The following is a 14,656-nucleotide window of genomic DNA, read 5'->3' on the forward strand; positions in this document are numbered from 1 at the left end:
CCCGGCCGCCGATCGGTCCTTGAAGAATACCGTAACATACAGTACACTGTAACGCACAATACAGTTTTGGCGCAGGTCACGCAATGGGATTCCCGATGTCCGGCAACGGCATGGCCGGCAAGAGCCTGAAAGGCGCCTCGACGATCGGGCCGCGCGGACAGGCGCGCTGTCAGGCGCTGCTCGACGCCGCGTCGGCTCTGTTCATGGAGAAGGGGTTCGAGCAGACGACCCTGAACGACATCTTCCAGCGCGCCGGCGGCTCGCGCACCACGCTGTACGAGCATTTCGGCGACAAGGCCGGGCTGTTCCGCGTGATGATGGAGGAGAACAGCGACCGCTTTCTCGACATGATGGCGGCGGTGGCGGAGGGGGAGCGCGACGAACCGGTGGAGGCCGCCCTGACGCGCTTCGGCCTGCACTTCGCGCAATGCATCCTCGATCCGCGGACGACGGCGATCCTGCGCATCCTGGTCGCCGAGGGGAACCGCATCCCCGACATCGCCGACGTCTTCTTCCGCGACGGGCCGGACGCGGCGGTGGGCCGCTTCGCGGCCTATCTGCGCGGGCTGGCCGACGCCGGGATCCTGCGCATCGCGGATCCCGAGGTCGCCGCCCAGGCCTTCATGGGCATGACGACCGGCAATTTGCTGGTGCGCCGCCTGATCCTGCCCGATCAGCCGGTGCCGGAGGCGGAGGTCATCGACTACGTCGCCAAGGCCGTGCGCCTGTTCCTGGCGGGCGCCCGTCCGGCGGTGTAGCGCGGCTTCCAGGGCCAGCGCTTGAAGCCCCTCTCCCGCAAGGGGAGAAGGGCTCTTTTCGGATGAAGATGCTCTTCACCCTGTCGTCCCAAGCAGCGCTCAGGGTGCCTTGCCGAAGGCGAAGGGCAGGGCGTCGGCGACGGACAGCGGGATCATCGAGCCGTGGCTCTCGTCCGGAAACGCGCGGAAGGCCAGCCGCAGGCCGGGCACCGCCGACAGGGCCTCGGCGACCTCCCGCCCGGTCGGACCGGCGCGCAGGCGCCGCACCTTTTCCGTCTCCGCCTCGCTCAGTTGCCGCTCCACCATCTTGCCCGACGTCTCGACCAGCAGCGCGGTCCCGGCGGGCAGGCCCCCGAGCGCGGCCTTTTCGAGGAAGGCGGCCTGCTCCTTGAGGATCGCCTGACCGCTCCACCAGATCGCCGGGTCGGCCGCGACGTAGGTCTGGAACAGCGCGGGCTGCGTGTAGAGCACGTAGAGCGCGAACAGCCCGCCCAGCGAATGGCCGAACAGCGTCTGACGCTGGCGGTCGATGGGCAGGCGGGATTCGACGGCCGGCTTCACCTGCGTCTCAAGGAAGGCCAGGAACTCGTCCCGCCCGCCGGTCCGGATGGCGTCGCCGCCCTCGCGCGACGGCGGGATCAGTTCCGGCGGGGTGAGGGGCGTCAGGTCGCGGTAACGCCGGGGCACGTCGAAGGGCTTGTCGGTCGGGTAGCCGACGCCGACCACCACGGCCGAGCCGAGCGGGGCCGGCGGATTGGGGCCGAGCGCCTTTTCGGCCATCGGCAGGGTGGCGTTGCCGTCCAGCAGATAGACCACCGGGTAGCCGCCGGGCGGCGGCGGTTCGGTGGGGTGGAGCAGGAAGACGCGGTAATCCAGCCCGGTCCGCTCGGCGCGCATCTCCAGGCGTTCCACCTTGCGGGCCTCCGCGACCGTTTCGGCGATCCCCGGCCGCGCGCCCGTCAGGGAAAGCGCGGCCAGAAGACAGACGGCGAGCCGCCGCATCAGTAGACGTCCCGGCAATAGAGTCCCTCCTCGGCCAGCCGGTCGAGCGTGGCGGCGCCGACCATCTCGCGCAGCACCTCCTCCACCGCCGGGGCCATGCCCTGCCGGCTGCCGCACACGTAGACCGCGGCGCCCGAGGCCAGCCATTCGCGCAAGGTCTCGCCGGCTTGGCGCAGCCGGTCCTGCACATAGGCGCGCTCGGCCCCATCGCGCGAGAAGGCGAGGTCGAGCTGTTCCAGGAAGCCGTCCTGCCGCAGCCCCTCGATCTCCTGGCGGTAGTAGTAGTCGTGCTGGGCGGTGCGCTCGCCGAAGATCAGCCAGTTGCGCCGGTGGCCCTGCTGGCGCCGCGCCCGCAGATGGGCGCGCAGCCCCGCCAGCCCGGTGCCGTTGCCGATCAGGATCAGCGGCCGGTCGTCGGCCTGCGGGTGGAAGGACGGGTTGCTGCGCAGCCGCAGGTCCAGCGCGCCGCCAAGCTCCAGATGCTCGGTCAGCCAGCCGGAGCCGAGGCCGAGGCTTCCGTCGGGAAGCCGCGCCTGCCGGACCAGCAGATGCAGCCGGCCGTCCTGCGGCAGCGAGGCGATGGAGTAGTCGCGGCGCGGCAGTTCCTGAAGCCCGTCCGCCAGTTGCTGGGCCGTCTGTCCGGCCACCGTGTCGGCGGGCGGCAGCAGGCTGCGGGCGAGCCGGGCCGACAGCGGCTCCGTCCCGTCCTCGCCGGTCACCGGGGTGGCGCCGTCCAGCCTGACCGCCGCCAGGAAGGCCGCCACCCGGTCGGGGGCGTTGCACGCCTTGATCTCGGCGATGTCGCCGGCGACCCAGTGGAGGTCGTGGCCCTCGGGGGGCTCCAGCTCCAGATGGTAGGTGGGCAGGCCGCTGCTGTTGTGGTTCAGCAGGTGCCGCTCGACCAGACGCCAACGGTCGTAGGCGGGCGCCGCCCAGAACGCGGGCACCGCCGCGACGGTACCGCCCAGCAGGCCGAGGTTGGCCTGCCACTCGGCGAGCGCGGGGGCCGCGAGTTCATCGGCGCAGACGGTGGGAAACAGCCTCTCCGCCCCCTGCGCCAGCAGCCAGCGCTCCAGCTCCAGGCCGAAGCCGCAGTAGCGGGGGTATTTGCTGTCGCCGAGCGCCAGCACCGCGACCCGCAGGCCGGCCAGCGCCGCCGTGCCGCCCATCACCTTGCGGGCGAAGGCGCGGGTGGCGTCGGGCGCTTCGCCTTCGCCGTAGGTGCTGGCGACGAACAGGGCACGGGCGCCGGGTCGGGCGGCGTGGGCGGCGAGCGCCGCCGCGTCGAGCTTGGCGAGCGGCTTCACCGTCACCGCGATGCCGGCGGCCTGCAGCGCCGCCGCCGTCTGCCACGCCAGCCGTTCGGCCGCGCCGGTCTGGCTGGCGTAGGCGACCAGCACCGCGCCCTCGCCGTTGGCCGGCGCGTTGGCCGCGCCCGCCAGCGCGCCGGCGGCCTGTTTGGCCGCGCGCTTCTTGCGGCGGCGGTCGAGGTAGAGCATCCAGCCGGTCACCGCAAACAGCGGCATGCCCAGGCTGGCGATCATCATCAGGATCAGGCCGGGCTTGCCGAAATATTCGCCCGAATGCAGGACGAAGACGCTGCGCATCAGCTTCTGCCCGGCCGGCAGCGCGTCGTAGCGGTTGTGCGCGGAGGCCGCCAGCGTGGTGCCGTCCAGGGTGAGGGTGTTGCTGGCGCGCGGGTGGGCCGGATCGGCGTCGAGGTAGGTGATCTGGACCGGCTGGCCGGGGCCGCGCGGCAGCCGCAGCGTCGCCGAGAGGTAGCCGCCGGGAACCTCATGCTCGAACGCCCGCCACATCGCCGCGACATCGGGGACGAAGGGAGCGGTCGCTTGACCACCGGTCCTCCCCTCGCCGCCGTTGCGTCCCGCTTCGCCGCGCGTCCGGCTCTGGCCCTCGCCGCCACCCGGTCGCCCGCCCGGCTGGGTAGCGTCGGCCTGAGCACCCCCGGTTTGACCGTTCCCGGCCTGGGGGCTGGTCGCCGGAGGCCCCCCCGTCGGGGCGCCGCCCTGGGCGGCCGGGCGCGGGGCGCCGGTCAGCGTGAACAGGCCGTCGCGGTACCAGTCGTAGGACCAGTAGAGGCCGGTCAGGCTGGCCAGCACGTAGAACAGCAGCGCCCAGGTGCCCAACACCGCGTGCAGGCTCCACAGGAAGCTGCGGCCCTTCTGCGTCCAGTCGAGCGTCAGCCAGACACGCGGACTCGACAGCCGTCGCGGCCAGCGCAGGTACAAACCGGACAGGCTCAGCACGATCAGCGCGATGGTTGAGGCGCCGACCACCTGCTTGCCGAAATCGCCCGCCAGCAGCCAGCGATGCAGTTGCATGGCGGTGCGGAAAACGTCCTGGCCGACCGGCTGACCCAGCAGCTCGCCGGTGTAGGGATCGGCGTAGCGGTTTTCCCCGCGCGGCGCCCGCCCCCCCTGCCCCGCCGCGCCTGGAGGCGGCGCGAAGGTCACGGTCGCGGATTCCTCATGATCGGCGGCGATCCTCAAGGCGGTGATCGTCTTGCCGGGGTTGTTCGCCGTCACCCGCTGGTAGAGCTGGTCCGGTGCGAGCGGCCCGCCCTCGCGCGGGACGACCGTCATGACACCCGGATTGAGCAGGCGCAGGATCTCGTCCTCGAAGGACAGCATCCCCCCGGTCACGCCGACGACGCAGAGCACCGTCCCGGCCGTGATTCCAAGAAGCCAGTGGAGTTGAAACCAAAACCATTTCAGCATGGGGCGTCCGGCGGCGAAGATGAGGATCGAAATCAACGATGCCCGGCCGGCCCCGTTGCGCTGGGCAAGACCGGGCGGGCCTTCATCAATGAGAATAATTATCACTAGCGTCATTGAGCGCTGGGCCGCAAGCCATAAAAACGCTGACGGGCATGAGTCCGCAGTCATATGAGCCAGGAACGCCGGACGAGCGCTCGGAGCCATGGCCGCGCACCAGCGCAACCGCCACTGAAACCGGTATGGCGACGCCTGCGGACGGGTAGCCCTGTCCGTCACGACAGGTCGGCAATCACCTCTTGGGTGCGAAGCCTGACTTCCGAGAGCCGATCATGCAGTTTGGCGTTCTCGACGCGCAACCGATGCAGTTCGTCCGCAGGCTCCGGTTGGGCCGTGCCGCCGAGCGACTGCCGCGCAAGCGCGAGGATCGTGTCGAGCCGGATGACGAGTTCGTTTTCACACAGCGCCGATCGGGCGGCAATCGCCTCTTCGATGATCGCGCGCAAGGCATCGTCCTGCGTCATCCCGGCCTCCGAACTGGGTGGATGAGGAAAGGATGCGCTCAACCCGACCGTCTGACAACGCGTCAACCGCCGGTCGGCGCCCTCATGGCCGCGGGAATGGCCAGGGCGCGGTAAAGCCCATGATTGCACTTTCAAATTCCTGACGCTTCGGTCAAAAAAGGACCGATGCCCTGGCCGGAGGAGATGGCCTGGCACACATATCCTGGGAGAATCACCATGCGTCTCACCGCCATTTCCTTTGTCAGCGCGACGGCGCTCATGGCTGGCCTCGGCACGGCGCAGGCGGACATCGTCATCGGCCTGGGCACGGCGACCACCGGTCCGGTGGCGGCCTTGGGCGAGCAGTCGGTCTACGGCGCCAAGCAGGCGGTTGCGGACATCAACGCCAAGGGCGGCGTGCTGGGCCAGAAACTGGTGCTGAAGGTGGGCGACGATGCCTGCGACCCGCGCCAGGCGGTTGCCGTCGCCAACCAGTTCGTGCGCGACCGGGTCGCGGCGGTGGTCGGCCATCTCTGCTCCGGCGCCAGCATTCCGGCGTCGGACGTCTATCAGGAGGAGGGCGTGGTGATGGTCACCCCGACCGCCACCAACCCGCTGCTGACCGCGAAGGGCCATCCGAACATCTTCCGCGTCTGCGGCCGCGACGACCAGCAGGGCGTGGTGGCCGGCAACTATCTGGCCCAGACCTTCAAGGGCAAGAACATCGCGGTGCTCGACGACAAGCAGGCTTACGGCAAGGGGCTGGCCGACGTCGTGGCCGAGACGCTGGAGAAGGCGGGCGTCAAGGCCGCCTACCGCGGATCGGTCACGGCCGGCGAACGCGACTTCTCCGCCCTCATCACCAGCCTGAAGGGCAAGGGCGTCGAGGCGGTCTATTACGGCGGCTACCATCCCGAGCTGGGCCTGATCGTGCGCCAGGCGCAGGAACAGGGGCTGAAGCCGCAGTTCATCGCCGGTGACGGCCTGAACAATCAGGAATATTGGGCGATCACCGGCGCCGCTGGCGAAGGCACGCTCTACACCGACAGCGCGTCGGCCGCCAGCGATCCCAGGGCGAAGGAGCTGATCGCCTCCTTCAAGGCGGCGGGCCTGCCCGAGCCGGGCAATTTCGCCTTCTACAGCTACGCCGCGGTCCAGACGATCGCCCAAGGCCTGCAGAAGGCCGGCAGCGTCGACGGCCAGAAGCTGGCGACCGCCCTGCATTCCGGCAGCTACGACACCGTGGTCGGCTCGGTGGAGTTCGACAAGAAGGGCGACATCACCAAGCCGAACTACGTCATGTACACCTGGAGCAACGGCAAGCCGGAGATGGTGGCCCAGAAGTAAGGGAAACACGGTCTGGCGGGACGGCTCGCGGCCGCCCCGCCAGACACCGCGCGGGCGTGCGTGTTTTCCATCGCCTCGCTCGCCGTCCGCGGCATCGCCGTGCCGCACGCCGTCCGACGTTCCGGCAAGACGGCACAGACGGCCCCGTGCGCCGTTGTTGTCGGCAGCGCCCTTGGGCGCGCCCAGCCGACATGACCGGAGCGACGACACGATGTTCGACGGCACCCCTTCCCCATCGCGCGTGGCGCAGCCCGGCGATGCCCTGACGGTCCTCAGCGAGGGGGAGCTGGCGGTGCGGCTGGTGGCGTTCGCCCGGCGGCCCGGCGGCGCCCTGTTCCTGGCGCGCAGCGACACCCGCGCCGCGCGTCTGGCGCGGGCCGCCGGCGATCTGGCGCCGGACCTCGACGTGGTGCTGCTTCCGGTCGACGAGGCCGCCGCCGGGGACCGGGCGCCGTCGTCGCGCGCCGTGCTGGGGCGGCGCGTCGCCGGGCTGGCGGCGCTGGCGCGGACGCCCGGCGGCGGGCGGCTGATCGTCGCCTCGGCCGATCTGGCCCTGCAGCGGCTGCCGCCGGCCGGCTCCTGGGCGAACGGAATCCTGCGCATCGAGCGCGGCATGACGGTGGACGAGGAGGCATGGCGCGCCGGATTCGCCCGCGCCGGCTACGTGCTGGACGACCGGGTGGACGAACCGGGCGAGGTCGCGATCCGCGGCGCGGTGGTGGAGGTCTTCCCCGGCGACGGCGACCGGCCGGTGCGCTGCGAGATCGCCGAGGGCGTCGTCGTCGAGCTGCGGCTCTACGACCCGGTGACCCAGCGCTCCACCGGGACCGTCGATTCCGTCACCCTGCACCCGGTCAGCGAGATCGTCACCGACGCCGCGACGCTCGACCGTCTGGCCGCAAGCCTCGCCGAACGCGGCGGCACCCTTGCCGACGAGCTCCGCGCGGAGTTGGAGGCGGGCCGCCGCCCCTACGCCTTCGACCGTCAGCTGCCGAACGCCTTCGAGGACTGTCCGCTGCTGCTCGACCACGCGCCGGACGCCGTGATCCTGTTGGACCAGGGCGCCCGCGACCGCATCGAGGCGCGCGCCGAGGATCTGCTGGAGGCCCGCTTCGACCGGCAGCTCCGCCGCACCGACGGCGGGCCGCTGCCCACCCCGCCGCCCGAACGCCGGCTGATCGACGTGGACACCCTCGAGGCGATGCTGGCCGGCCGCGCCGTCACCACCGTCGAGGCCGCGCCACCGGAAAAGCCCGCCGAACCCGTGCGGTCGGAGCGCACGCTGTTCCGCCGCGCCGCCGCCCTCGTCGCCGAGGGCGCGCGCGTGCTGATCGCGGCGGGCGGCGGCGCGGAGGCGGAACGGCTGGCCGGACTGGCCGCCAAGGCGCTGGGCGTCGACGTGCCTTGCCTCGACCGCTGGCCCGGCGACACCCTGCCGGCGGGCGCCTGCGCCGTCCTGCCCCTGCGGGTGGCGGAAGGGTTCGCGTGCGACGGCGTCACCGTGCTGGTGCCGCCCCAGCGCAGGGCGGAAAGCGCCGCCGACGCCCCGGTCCGCACGCCGCTCGCCCCGTCGGAGCTGGCGACCGGCGACTTCGTGGTGCACCTCGATTACGGCATCGGCCGGCTGGTCGGGCTGGAAACCATCGAAAGGGGGGACGAGACCGCCGATTTCCTGGTGCTCGACTACGCCCACGACGACCGGCTGCTGGTTCCCGCCGCCGATCTCGACCGCCTGTGGCGCCACGGGTCGAGCGACACCGGGGCCAAGCTCGACAGCCTCAAGAACGCCTCCTGGCTGGACCGCCGCGCCGAGCTGGAGCGCGAGATCGCCGACACCGCCAAGGCGCTCCTCGCCGCCGCCCGCCGCCGCTCGCGGGAGAAGGCGCCGGTCATCGTCCCGCCCGCCGACCGCATGCGCCGCTTCGCCGCGCGGTTCGGCTTCGACCTGACGGAAGGCCAGGCCCGCGCCGCCGCCGCCGTGATCGGCTCCATGGCCAGGGGGTGGCCGATGGACCACCTCGTCTGCGCCGACGTCGGCTACGGCAAGACGGAGATCGCCTTGCGGGCGGCGGCGGCCGTCGCCTTCTCCGGCTTCCAAGTGGCGGTGATGGCGCCGACCTCCGTGCTCGCCCGCCAGCATCTGGAGGTCTTCCGCCGCCGCTTCGCCGGCTTGGGCGTGACGGTGGAGCCGTTGACCGGCGCCATGGACGAGGCGGAAGCGGCGCGGGTCCGCGCCGGGATGGCCGACGGCTCCGTCCAGATCGTCGTCGGCACCCACGCGCTGCTGTCCAAGGAGGCCGTCTTCCACCGGCTCGGCCTGATGGTGGTGGACGAGGAGCAGCGCTTCGGCGCCGAGCAGAAGCGGGCGCTGCGCCGCCGCACCAAGGGGGTGCACGCCCTGGCCCTCAGCGCGACGCCGATCCCGCGCACGCTCCAGGACGCCCTGGCCGGCACGCGCGGCCTCAGCGTCATCGACACGCCCCCGGCCCGCCGCCGGCCGGTGCGCACCGCCGTGCTCCCGCGCGACCCGGACGTCGCGCGCGCCGCCCTGCTGCGCGAACGGGCGCGCGGCGGGCAGTCCTTCTGCGTCGTCCCGCGAATCGCCGACCTCAAGCCGCTGGAGGACTGGATTCGCGCGCTGGCGCCCGGCCTGAGCATCGCCGTGGCGCATGGGCGGCTCGGGCCGCAGGCGCTGGACGACGCCGTCATGGGCTTCGTGGACGGCGAAAGCGACGTGCTGCTGGCGACGCCGATCATCGAATCCGGCATCGACATCCCGCGCGCCAACACGCTGCTGCTGTTCCGTCCCGATCTGTTCGGGCTGGGCCAGCTGCACCAGCTGCGCGGCCGGGTGGGGCGCGGGGCGGTCCAGGGCTACGCCTGGCTGATGACCGACCCCGACCACCCGCTGGAGGAGCGCGCCGCCCGCCGGCTCGGCTCGCTGGAGCTGATCGAGAGCCTGGGCGGCGGCTTCGTGCTGAGCCTGCTCGACCTCGACCAGCGGGGCGGCGGCGATCCGCTTGGGACCGACCAGACCGGCCACCGACGCGCCGTGGGAACGGAGCTGTACCAGCGCATCCTCGCCGACGCGTTGCGGCGCTTGCGCCGCGAGCCGGACGAGGGCTGGACGCCGGACGTGACCGTGGCCGTGCCGCAGACCATCCCCGCCGCCTACATCCCGGAACCGGAGCTGCGCATCGGCCTGCACCGCCGGATCGCCCGCATGCGCGACGCCGCCGACGTCGACGCCCTGCGCGAGGAGATGGAGGACCGCTTCGGGACGCTGCCGGAGGAGGTGGAGCGGCTGCTCGCCGTCGCCACCCTGCGCTGCCGCTGCCGGCGGCTCGGCGTCGCCGCGCTCGGCGCCGGGCCGGCGGGGGTGGCGCTGACCCTGCGCGGCGAACGGGCGGCGGAGCGCGGCGCGCGGATCGCCAAACAATCCGCCGGGCTGCTCCAGGCGCGCGAGGACCGGGTGACCGCCGCTCTGGAGGCGCCGGACGCCGACGCCCTCCTCGCCAACGCCGCCCGCTGCCTCGACGCCGTCGAGGCGAACGTGAACGCCGGCCGGAGGATCAAGACGGCGCCATCCCGGAAGTGACGCCGCGCGTCAGCGGTCGTTCCGCTCGGCGTAGCGGCGGCAATGCTCCAGGTACGCGGCCTCGTGGCCGACGATCAGGTCCACGATGCTCGACCACAGCCAGGACGGTGCGTCCAGGCTCTTGGTGCGGTTGCGGCCGAGCTCGCCGCGCCAGGATTTGCGGGTCTCCTCGTCCATCTGGCGGGCGTGCGCCTTGCCGATGACGGCGGCCAGGAAGAAGGCGGCGCGCGTCGCCTCCTCGCGCGTCAGATGGTCGAAGTCCAGCTTGATGTCCTGGGGCAGCAGCTCGCGCAGGAAGACCGCCTTGTCCAGCAGCCGGGCCGGGCGCATGCGGTCGCCGAGGTTGGGCGAGAGGTTCTGCGCGCCCACCACCACCCGCTCCGCGTTGTCGCGCGGGATCGGGGTCTTGGGCGCGCGCGGGGCCGCCGCCTGCACCGCCTCCTTGATGTCGATCAGGCTGAGGCCGCCCTCGTGGTAATGGCCGTCGCCGACGCTCAGCAGCACGGCGATGCGGATGCGCCCCAACGAGCTGCACCCCTTCACCCAATAGGCGGCGTCGAGCAGCTCGATCCGGTCGTTGTCGTCGCGCAAATGCAGGGCGGTCACCAGACGCCGCACCTGGTCCTTCTTGAACAGCTCCTCGACCGCCGCGCGCTCCTCCTCGGTGAGGGGCCAGAAACGCTTGCCGAGCGGAATCGTCGGCCGCACGTCCTTGATGCGGTCTTTGGCCAGATGCTTCCAGGTCCGGCCGATGGCCTCGCGCATGCCGATGCGCACCACCGAGGGCTTCTTGGCGACCGTGGCGCCGCCAAGCTCCGCGTCCAGCGCCATCATGTAGCCTTCGATCATCCGCTCCAGCATCCGCGCGGTGGTGACGCCGGGAAGGTCCGAGCCGCGCGCCGCCGTGGCCAGCGACAGGCCCAGCCGGATCAGGTCGTGCGCCGGGTTGCCGATCACGGTCTGGTCGACGTCGCGGATCTGGATGCCGATGCGCCCCTTGGCGTTGGCCACAGGCCCGAGGTTGCCGACGTGGCAGTCGCCGCAGATCCACACCGGCGGCCCATCGGGGATTTTCCCGCCAGCGGCCGAGGCCTCCAGCCATTCGTAGAACTTCACGGTGCTGCCGCGCACATAGGCGTGGGCGGACTGGGCCATTTTCAGATTGCGCCGCTGGGCAAGGGCCGCTTGGCGTTGGTCGGGCGGAACGACGTGGGACTTGGATGACGGCATCGCGGATGTCCAATGTTGCGGTGCGTCAGGTGGGAAGCGCCGCCGCTCGCGGCCATCGGAGAAAGCGACCGCCGAGGACCATTCCGGATGATCCCCCCGTCGAGGGGGGCGGCCACAGCGGCGGCTGGCTGTGCGCGGCCGGCCTCGACCGCCATCCGCATCCGCGCCGAGCAAAGACCGGGATCATGATCCATGAGCGGGCTAAGCCGGATTCTGCCGAATGGCGTAGGCGCAGCGGCGACCGCCGTCGATGATGTGCTCGGTCCGCGCAATCGAGACCGATGGCCCGAACACGGCGCGGAACACGTCGAGTTCCGCACGGCAGAAGCCCGCGCAGGCGGTGGCGGCCACGCGGATGGGACAGTGGTTCTCCACCAGCAGGAAGGAACCGTCGGGCTCCTTGCGCCAGTCCGCCATGTAGCCTTCGTCCGAGCGGAGCGCCGCGAGCGCCGCGCCCCTTGCGGACAGCTCCGTCTTGTCCGCAAGCTTCCTTCCATAGGTGGCGCGCGTCTCGGCCTCGCGAACGCCGATGATCGTCTCGATCGCCGCTTGGCCCATGTGGGTGCGGACGATCTCCAGCACCTGCGCCGCCAGACTCGCGTGGGTGTCCGGAAAGCGCGCCTGGGCGGCCGGCGTCAGCCGCCACAGCTGCCGTGGGCGGCCCACCCCCTTGGCCTCGCTCGTCGCCGCGACCAGATCCTGTTCCCCCAGGCGCAGAAGCTGTTGGCGCGCGGCCTCGCCCGTGATGCCCAGTTGCTTGCCGAGCGCCGCCGACGACAGGGGGCCTTGCGTCTTGAGCGCCATCAGAATGCGGTCGGCGGAGCCGCGCGAGGAAGAGGAGGTATTTTCCAAGTCGGCGTTTGACATATCCCCGAAGCTCGATTTATAAAGTCCCAGCTTGGAAAATAGCCAACCTGACGGCGAGACACAAGCGCCTCGGCACACTCACCAAAGAGGATCCGTAAAATGGCTTTCGAACTGCCCGCCCTGTCGTACTCCTCCAACGCGCTGGCTGAGCGCGGCATGTGCCAGGAGACGCTGGAGCTGCACCACGGCAAGCACCACCAGGCCTACGTGACCGCCCTCAACGGCTTCGTCGAGAAGAACCCCGATCTCCAGGGCAAATCGCTCGAAGAGATCATCGCCTTCTCCTACGGCAAGGACGCCCTGGCCCCGGTCTTCAACAACGCCGGCCAGCACTGGAACCACATCCACTTCTGGAACGCCCTGTCCCCCACCGGCGGCAAGCTGCCGACCAAGCTCCAGGAGCGCATCGTCGCCGATTTCGGCTCGGTCGAAGCCTTCAAGGACGCCTTCAAGACCGCCGCGACGACGCAGTTCGGTTCGGGCTGGGCTTGGCTGGTGCAGGGCAGCGACGGCCGCCTGAAGGTCACCAAGACCCCGAACGGCTCCAACCCGGTGGCGTCCAACGAGGGCAAGCCGCTGCTCGGCCTCGACGTGTGGGAGCACGCCTACTACCTCGACTTCCGCAATCGCCGCCCCGACTACGTGACCAACTTCCTCGACAATCTGGCCAATTACGAGTTCGCCGAAGCCAATCTGGGCTGACGCTCCGTACACTCATCCGCGCGACGACGCCGGCCACACTTTGGCCGGCGTTTTGCTTTTTGCGCCGATCCCGCGCGGACACGGCTTGCAAACAGTGGCAGGCCCTTCGACGAGACCTGAACGTGACGCTCGCCGCTCGACGCCACACCGGGATCGCACGGCCGGACCAGAGATCGCTGCCGGTCTCGTCGGCGCCGCTCCCGTCTCGATCGTTCCAGCGGTGATGCCCCTGCGCTCCAGCCCGGCCGCCACGCTCCGCGTTTGTGAATTGGTTTGGATGGCGTCCGGAGAAAAACGCGCGGACGCTGCTCTCGAAAAGACCTTCATGATCGGCAAACGCGATGCGGGCGGCAATTCGCCTCTTCCTCGCCGCGCGGATGCGGGTAGGCTGACGGCAAGCCCCTTCCGCCGGAACCGCAGCATGGCCGACGCCCCCGTCTTTCCGCCCCCCTTTCCAAAAGACTTCCTGTGGGGGGCCTCGACCTCCGCCTACCAGATCGAGGGCGCGGCCGAGGCCGACGGGCGGGCGCCCAGCGTCTGGGACAGCTTCTGCCGGCTGAAGGGCCGCGTCGACAACGGCGACAGCGGCGACGTCGCCTGCGACCACTACCACCGCATGCCGGACGACGTGGCCCTGATGCGGGACCTCGGGCTGGAGGCCTACCGCTTCTCGGTGTCCTGGCCGCGCGTGCTGCCGCGCGGGCGGGGCGTGCCGAACGAGAAGGGGCTGGACTTCTACGACCGGCTCGTCGACCGGTTGCTGGAGGCCGGGATCGAGCCGTGGCTGTGCCTCTACCACTGGGACCTGCCGCAGGCGTTGCAGGATCTGGGCGGCTGGGCGAACCGCGACAGCGCCGGCTGGTTCGCCGATTACGCGGCCCTCTGCGCCCGGCGCTACGGCGACCGGGTCAAGCGCTGGGCGACCTTCAACGAGTTCTCGGTCTTCACCCTGTTCGGCTACGCCTTCGGCTGGGGGGCGCCCAGCATCGCCGACCGGGCGACGCATCTGGCGGTCATCCACCACGTCAACCTCGCCCATGGCGCCGGGGTGGACACGATCCGGGCTCTCGTGCCGGGCGCCTCCATCGGCGCGGTCCACAGCGTGCAGCCGATGCGCCCCGAATCCGACCGTCCGGAGGACGTCGAAGCCGCCGCCCTGTTCGACGAGCATTGGAACTGGGCCTTCCCCGACCCTCAGCTGCGCGCCCATTACCCGCCGCGCATCGCCCAGGCCATCGAGCCCTTCGTGAAACCGGGCGACATGGCGCGCATCGCCCGCCCGCTCGACTGGTTCGGGCTGAACCACTACGCCCCGGTCTACGGCCGTCGCGACGACAGCCTGATCTGGGGCTTCGGCTTCGGCTCGCCCCCGCCGGAGATGGCGCGGACCGACATCGGCTGGCCCTACGACCCCGGCTGCTTCCGCGACACGCTGCTCGACCTGACCCGGCGTTACCGCCTGCCGATCTACGTCACCGAGAACGGCTTCGGCACCAAGGCCGCCGAGACGCCGGACGCCGAGGGGCGGGTCGCCGACACGGCCCGCGTGACCTATCTGCGCGATTACACCGCCGCCATGGCCGACGCGCTCGCCGCCGGGGCCGATGTGCGCGGTTATTTCGTCTGGTCGCTGCTGGACAATTTCGAATGGGGCGGCGGCTACGGCACACGGTTCGGCATCGTCCGCGTCGATTTCGAAACCCAGGCCCGCATCCCCAAGGACAGCGCCCGCTGGTACGCGGATTTGATCCGTCAGTCCAGCGAACAGGGGTAGGTTTTTTGCACAGCACGCGGGATCGCGCATGATTTTTGCGGAATTTTTAAAATCCCGCACGGTCCTTCCAAAAATAGCGTCGCTGTTTCTCCAACGCGCAAAACCATTCGCGGCCGGACGGCGCACACTCGGTTCAAGAT

10 protein-coding genes are annotated in these 14,656 nt (G+C 70.9%); 5 read left to right on the plus strand and 5 right to left on the minus strand.

Features of this window, described 5'->3' with window-relative positions; translation table 11 throughout:
- Positions 1–95: 95 nt before the first annotated feature.
- Positions 96–758, plus strand: a complete 663-nt coding sequence (locus tag EJ913_RS17680; protein ID WP_127000245.1) for a TetR/AcrR family transcriptional regulator — start codon at positions 96–98, stop codon at positions 756–758.
- A 99-nt stretch (positions 759–857) separates the two neighbouring features.
- On the opposite strand, the gene EJ913_RS17685 is transcribed toward EJ913_RS17680, so the two are convergent.
- The 3 genes from EJ913_RS17685 to EJ913_RS17695 form a co-directional block, all read right to left on the minus strand.
- Positions 858–1,760, minus strand: coding sequence for an alpha/beta hydrolase (locus tag EJ913_RS17685; RefSeq protein WP_127000247.1), 903 nt, complete (start codon positions 1,758–1,760; stop codon positions 858–860).
- Positions 1,760–4,498: a PepSY domain-containing protein gene (locus tag EJ913_RS17690; RefSeq protein ID WP_127000249.1), complete on the minus strand. Its 2,739-nt coding sequence runs from the start codon at positions 4,496–4,498 to the stop codon at positions 1,760–1,762. The genes EJ913_RS17685 and EJ913_RS17690 overlap by 1 nt, the downstream gene beginning before the upstream one ends.
- Before the next feature lie 272 nt (positions 4,499–4,770).
- Positions 4,771–5,019, minus strand: a complete 249-nt coding sequence (locus EJ913_RS17695; protein WP_127000251.1) for a hypothetical protein — start codon at positions 5,017–5,019, stop codon at positions 4,771–4,773.
- A 216-nt stretch (positions 5,020–5,235) separates the two neighbouring features.
- Between EJ913_RS17695 and EJ913_RS17700 the strand changes: the two genes are divergently transcribed.
- Complete coding sequence (locus tag EJ913_RS17700; protein WP_127000253.1) at positions 5,236–6,345, plus strand: ABC transporter substrate-binding protein; 1,110 nt, start codon at positions 5,236–5,238, stop codon at positions 6,343–6,345.
- A 211-nt stretch (positions 6,346–6,556) separates the two neighbouring features.
- Positions 6,557–9,943: a DEAD/DEAH box helicase gene (locus EJ913_RS17705; protein WP_127000255.1), complete on the plus strand. Its 3,387-nt coding sequence runs from the start codon at positions 6,557–6,559 to the stop codon at positions 9,941–9,943.
- Positions 9,944–9,952: 9 nt separating this feature from the next.
- Here the strand turns inward: EJ913_RS17705 and EJ913_RS17710 are convergent, their stop codons facing one another.
- Both EJ913_RS17710 and EJ913_RS17715 read right to left on the minus strand, forming a co-directional pair.
- Positions 9,953–11,173, minus strand: coding sequence for a DUF2252 family protein (locus tag EJ913_RS17710; protein ID WP_127000257.1), 1,221 nt, complete (start codon positions 11,171–11,173; stop codon positions 9,953–9,955).
- Positions 11,174–11,374: 201 nt separating this feature from the next.
- The gene (locus tag EJ913_RS17715; RefSeq protein WP_127000259.1) at positions 11,375–12,040 is read right to left on the minus strand and encodes a helix-turn-helix transcriptional regulator; all 666 of its coding nucleotides are present in this window, start codon (positions 12,038–12,040) and stop codon (positions 11,375–11,377) included.
- Positions 12,041–12,139: 99 nt separating this feature from the next.
- Between EJ913_RS17715 and EJ913_RS17720 the strand changes: the two genes are divergently transcribed.
- Positions 12,140–12,742: a superoxide dismutase gene (locus EJ913_RS17720; protein ID WP_127000261.1), complete on the plus strand. Its 603-nt coding sequence runs from the start codon at positions 12,140–12,142 to the stop codon at positions 12,740–12,742.
- A 421-nt stretch (positions 12,743–13,163) separates the two neighbouring features.
- Entirely contained in the window at positions 13,164–14,516 is a 1,353-nt protein-coding gene (locus tag EJ913_RS17725) for a GH1 family beta-glucosidase (protein ID WP_127000263.1), read from the plus strand.
- Positions 14,517–14,656: the final 140 nt, after the last annotated feature.

The organism is Azospirillum doebereinerae (genome assembly GCF_003989665.1).
GTDB lineage: Bacteria > Pseudomonadota > Alphaproteobacteria > Azospirillales > Azospirillaceae > Azospirillum > Azospirillum doebereinerae.